The following is a 4806-nucleotide window of genomic DNA, read 5'->3' on the forward strand; positions in this document are numbered from 1 at the left end:
TGGTAGGGATGTTCCATGGAACGTCCCTACCGGAGAAAGATTGTTGTTGGGTTTCGGTCCCTCAACCCAACCTACATCTAACGCACAATTTAAGATGAAACTACAACAGTAGGGTGCGTTAGACAGCTAAAATCTGAGATATGACAGAGATTTAATAATCTGTCGTAACGCACCATTTTAGATGTGTAGGTCTAGTAGTGGTGTGACACGCTTCAAATGTTGCAATAGTAGGGGTGGGTTCCGCGTTAAATTAATGAGGTTCAACCTGAAATCAAATTAACCCAAACCCAATGATATAATCCACCGTTTTAGATGTATCCGTTTACTACAATATTAAGTAGATGAAAAAAATTATTTGTGTACTTACTAATCAGCTATAATCATAATTCGCTCTTGGTTATATTCTCCAAATATTCAATTAATTCTGTCGAGGTACTGATAATATCAATGTCATAAAATATGGCTACATTCTTGAATTATATGAAGTCCGGTTATACAGTTATCCTAATAGACCTTATTCGGTATACTCTTAAATAATTTCCTTGCTTAAATTATTCCTTTTTTTCTAAATTATGACTTATGAATTCTTCTCCCTACTCCCCTACTACTGATTCGACTGACTGAGGAAAAGCATCAGGTTTAACTAAAATTTTGGCAATTTTTCGATTACGAATTACTTCTACTGCTAAACTCTCCCCAACTAAACTTTTTTCTACTTCTTGTTGAACTTCTGTCGGACTTTTAACTGTTACTCCCCCTACTCTTTGAATCACATCTCCTTGACGTAAACCAGCTTTTTCTGCGGGAGAATTTTCTATAACTCGCGTAATTACTACACCTTGATTATCCTTAATTTTAGTCTCTAATTGTCTATTAATTTCATCCTTTACTTCGGGAGTTAAATCAACCATTGAAATGCCTAAAAATGGATGCTCTACTTTCCCATACAGAAATAATTCATCAGCAATTCTTTTTGCAGTTTCTATCGGAATAGCAAACCCTAATCCCTGAGCATCCGCTCTAATAGCTGTATTAATACCAATTACTTCACCCCGATCGTTCAAAAGTGGCCCGCCGGAGTTGCCAGGATTAATTGCAGCATCTGTCTGAATAAAGCGAACTCGTTTGTCTGGAATACCTACTTGAGAACTGGTACGACCAATAGCACTAATAATTCCCACTGTGACAGTATTGTCCAAACCCAGAGGATTACCAATAGCGATCGCCCATTGTCCCGGAATTAATTGTTCTGATTTGCCCATAGACACCTCTGGCAAATCTGTGGCCTCGATTTTAATTATCGCTACATCAGTCAGTGAGTCTACACCTTTAACCACACCCTCAAAAACTCGGCCATCTTTTAGTGTCACCTTAACGGTATCTGCTCCATCAACCACATGAGCATTTGTAATTAAGCGACCATCAGCACTAAGAATCACCCCAGACCCAGTACCACGCTTAATTCGTTCTTCTGGAACAGGCAAATTTTCGCCAAAGAAACGTTTTAATAGAGGATTTTTTAAAGCTTCTGGAACTTGATTTGTTAACTTTTTAGCTGCATCAATACGGACTACTGCTGGACCTACTTTTTCGACTGCTTCGGCAATAAAATTATGGTTACTGGAGGAAACTAGGCCATTTCCAGAAGTTGCAGCAGATGGCCGATCTGTTTGCTGCTCGACGACAGGTATTGCATCAGGGTCTATAACCAATTTTTTAGCTTCGATATAATGATGACCCAACCATCCTGTCCCACCACCAATAGACAATAGAGAAAAATACAGGGTTAATTGTTTGAAGGATAAAGTCATTTGTTTTTTCCGCTAGATAATCCTATTTTTAAATATTTGGATAGGAGGGAAGGGGGCGGATATTACCACATTCCCATTAACAAAAACAATTTAGTTGTTTATTTATTTAGTCAGTTGAGCACTATAGATGAAGACTAACAATAAAAAAAATCATTAATAGTCCTACTTTAAATCTAATTTAAAGTTAAAGAGAGTTTGGCTCAACTGTCATTGTTTAGGTTGACTGGGAGTTCCCAGTGATTTTTATATTAGTATCATTATACTTCTACATAATCAGGTACGTACTTTCTGGCAAATATCAATAAGATTTACTATTTTACCTAAAAAAATAACGACATAAATTTTGACTCTATATCTGAAATTACCATGATTCATAAGTAATTCACCCCTAAATTGGTTTTTCATGGGCTTAAGATTTTTTAATATTGATTAATTCTCAGCAAAAAGATTAATCGATTTTAATTTTATACTAAAAATTGGCGATGAACCTGTTTGAGTATGGAAGAGAAAGATATATCTCTAATAGACATCTCCGAACAAGATATATATTTTTTGTAATAGTAAGTAACACTTGACTGGGAATAGGGAACAGGTAAGATATTTTCAGGAAAAAGGTACGGAAAATGATGAGTATTCCGAAATTTTACAACTCTAGTTTATGCTAAATTAAGGGTAAGTTTATTTTCTGGAGATATTTAATAATCTAATAATATTGTCTCTGAATAATTAGTAATCAAAAAAAAAATTATATTTCCTACTCTCTTGTACTTTATTTCTCCTCTCTATTCCCTCTTCCAAATCGCGATTTATTTATCAGGATTCAACCAGACATGAGATAATATACTATCTAGTGTTATTATTTGAGTTATATTAAATCAAATAATTAGAGTTAATCTTAGATTATGCCGAGTGCTATTACCAAAAATCAGAAACAACAATTAAGACAAATAAAATCAGAACATCAAATCCTGAAGAAAATCTTTTCTATTGATATAATTGCTCCCATAATCTTAGGGATTATTGTATTACTCACATGGGAAATTTCGGTACGAGTGATGAATATTCCTCCCTATTTATTACCAGGACCGATATTAGTAGTCAAGACAATGATTGAGGAATGGAATTCATTATTTACTTCTTTGCTAATTACTATCAAAATTACAGTTGTTGCTTTGGCTGTAGCAGTGGTTTCTGGGGTATTGATTTCTATGTTATTTGCTCAGAATAAATTGATTGAAAGAAGTTTATTTCCTTATGCGGTAATTTTGCAGACTACTCCTATTGTTGCTATTGCTCCTTTGATTATTATTTGGCTTAGAGATAATACTTTTGCTGCATTAATTCTTTGTGCTTGGATTGTGGCATTTTTTCCAATTATTTCTAATACAACTTTGGGATTAAATAGTGTTGATAAAAATTTGAGTGATATGTTTAAATTGTATGGAGCTTCTCGTTGGCAAACTCTAATTTATTTGAGATTTCCTAGTGCTTTACCTTATTTTTTAGGGGGGTTAAGAATTAGTGGTGGTTTAGCATTAATTGGGGCGGTAGTCGCTGAGTTTGTTGCAGGTACTGGAGGCGCTCGTTCTGGTATTGCTTATCAGATTTTAATGTCTAGTTATAATTTGCAAATTCCGAGAATGTTTGCTGCTTTATTTTTGACGACGGGTTTAGGAATAGCTATTTTTGTATTGTTCACAGTTTTGTCGGATTTTCTGTTAAGAGATTGGCATGAAAGTGCTGTGAAGAAAGATGGTTGATACTAAATTTAGTTGACTTATTTTTAGTTAGCGTAGGTTGGGTTGAGGAACGAAACCCAACAAATTAAATAGTTATAAATAAAAAGGTATTAAGGAGGAAAGAGTTGTATGATACCTAATCATCTAGACATGATATAATTGGCTATCCGAATTTCATCTAATTTATATTGGACATCTCCGAAAAAGAATATTTAATTTCTGAAGAGGTCTATTAATAATTAGCGATCGCCTCCATTAACAAAGTGTTTGTATCTAATTTGCGAATGAGAAGGTTGCTCTCAAATTTATACTGGAGGTTAGGGGTGGTTTTATCAAGATAATTACACTATTTGGAAAGGAAAATATTGATAATTATTCATTTGTATCGCTCCTAATAAAACAGGGAAAAGTATAGTTATTTTATAATGTTGCTAGTTTCTTAATTTTTAAGTATTTCACGATTTTTCCATTAGCTCAATATAAGAATTTCAACAATAGTGGGATAAGTTCAATCAATGATAATTGAAAGTATTAGTTAAAGGAAATAGTTTACCAATGGATAATTGATAATGGATAATTGATAATTGATCGAATCTAGGTTTAAAGCCTTCTATTTCAAGAGAAAAAAGTGCTAGGATATTTACTTATATCCAATTCCGTTGCGGTTTTAAGCAGAAGTAATTATCCATTATTCATTGTCCATTATCAATTAATGAACAGACTCTATCTATTAGTCTTTGATTTTTATTGGTGAAGACTAATCACTAATACCTCAATGTTTATCTGAATTTTCAGTATTAGTATTTGTCAACATATCACAATTTTGATAAAAATCTAAGTAAGGCATAATCTTGGCAAAATGCCATAATATATTATAAAAAGCCCATATAGGATTTCGCTCAAGATAATCTGATAAGACATGAGCTTTATCTAGACTGTTTTCCCATAAATCTAAAAAGCAATCGCTGACTTTTTTTACTATTAGAGGAAATAAACTTTCGGAAATAGAAAAAGCTTGATGATTGGTAAGTATAATTTCTAAACAAGCTGCTGCTTTTTCACGATTATTGTTATGTTCATCCAATAATTCTATTAAAGCATTTACGGTATTGATAACTTCTGGTTCTAGCTCTAAGTTTAGTTCTGCTAATGTTAAAGCAAATTTATCTTCTTCAACAGGAGGATGAATATTAAGATTAATTCCTACTTCTTCTAGAATTTGGGCAGCATTATACTTGTATGAAGAGTTTGAGTTG

3 protein-coding genes are annotated in these 4806 nt (G+C 33.2%); 1 reads left to right on the forward strand and 2 read right to left on the reverse strand.

Annotation, left to right across the window (positions count from 1 at the left end; all coding sequences use genetic code 11):
• Positions 1 to 593 precede the first annotated feature (593 nt).
• On the reverse strand, positions 594 to 1811 hold the full coding sequence (locus F6K22_RS32130; protein ID WP_293107652.1) for an HhoA/HhoB/HtrA family serine endopeptidase: 1218 nt from the start codon (positions 1809 to 1811) through the stop codon (positions 594 to 596).
• 902 nt (positions 1812 to 2713) lie between these two features.
• On the opposite strand from F6K22_RS32130, the gene F6K22_RS32135 reads away from it, so the two are divergent.
• Positions 2714 to 3571, forward strand: coding sequence for an ABC transporter permease (locus F6K22_RS32135; RefSeq protein WP_293107654.1), 858 nt, complete (start codon positions 2714 to 2716; stop codon positions 3569 to 3571).
• Positions 3572 to 4322: 751 nt separating this feature from the next.
• Here F6K22_RS32135 and F6K22_RS32140 read toward each other — a convergent pair.
• A partial coding sequence (locus F6K22_RS32140) for a hypothetical protein (RefSeq protein WP_293107657.1) occupies positions 4323 to 4806 on the reverse strand: 484 nt, incomplete at its 5' end.

The organism is Okeania sp. SIO2F4 (genome assembly GCF_010672385.1).
In the GTDB taxonomy this organism is placed as follows: Bacteria; Cyanobacteriota; Cyanobacteriia; order Cyanobacteriales; family Microcoleaceae; genus Trichodesmium.